The sequence below is a fragment of the Polaromonas sp. P1_G2 genome (assembly GCF_056405515.1).
The window spans coordinates 1-788 of the sequence record NZ_JBFUBY010000590.1; the positions used below are offsets into that span (position 1 = coordinate 1).

Sequence of the window (788 nt, forward strand, 5' to 3'; positions counted from 1 at the left end):
CCGCCACCCCGCGCGGCTGGACGATGTCCGGCAGCGCGATGTCATCGGCGACGATCACCATTTCCACCGCAAAGCCTTCGGCCCGAGCCTTCTCCGCGGCGAGGCCGAAATTCAGCCGGTCACCGGTATAGTTCTTGACGATCAGCAGGCAGCCCTTCGGCCCGGTCACCGCCCGGATCGCCGTCAGCACCGCATCGACGCTCGGCGAGGCAAAAATCTCGCCCGACACCGCCGCTGTCAGCATGCCCTGCCCGACAAAGCCGGCATGCGACGGCTCATGCCCCGCCCCGCCGCCGGAGACCAGCGCCACCTGCGACTTATCCCAGTCGGCGCGCAGGATCACCTTGATGTCCGGATAGCTGTCGAGGCGCGCGAGCCGGCCTTCCGGCGTCGTCGCCAGGAGCCCGTCCAGCGCCTCCGTGACGATGTTTTCCTTGCTGTTGAAGAAATGCTTCATCGAAGTCTTCCCGTCCGTTTGTCTTTTTCGTCCGGCGATGAACGCCGGATGTTCATGCAAATGTCGTCAGAGCCGCTGCCCTTCTGCGCTGAAATAGAGCGGGTTCTTGAGCGTCAGGCTGATCCGGTCCCCAGACCGGATGTGCAGATAGGGATCGGCCAATGTCACCAGCTTGTGACTGCCCACCTTGATATGCAGATGGTTCTGGTCGCCCAGATGCTCGATCCAGTCGATCTCGGCATTGGCATTGCCGCCGGTAGCGATCTCCAGGTGCTCGCTCCTGGCACCGACGCTCCGCGCGCCGGCCGGAACATGGCCACCGGGCAGAAGG

Annotated in this window: 2 protein-coding genes; both read right to left on the reverse strand. The window is 64.2% G+C overall.

The features are described from left to right. On the reverse strand, positions 1 to 457 hold a 457-nt coding region (locus tag AC1D0P_RS26365; protein ID WP_477679426.1), incomplete at its 3' end, for a dihydroxyacetone kinase subunit DhaK. 66 nt (positions 458 to 523) lie between these two features. Beyond that, positions 524 to 788: TOBE domain-containing protein (locus AC1D0P_RS26370; RefSeq protein WP_477679427.1), on the reverse strand; the 265-nt coding region annotated here is incomplete at its 5' end.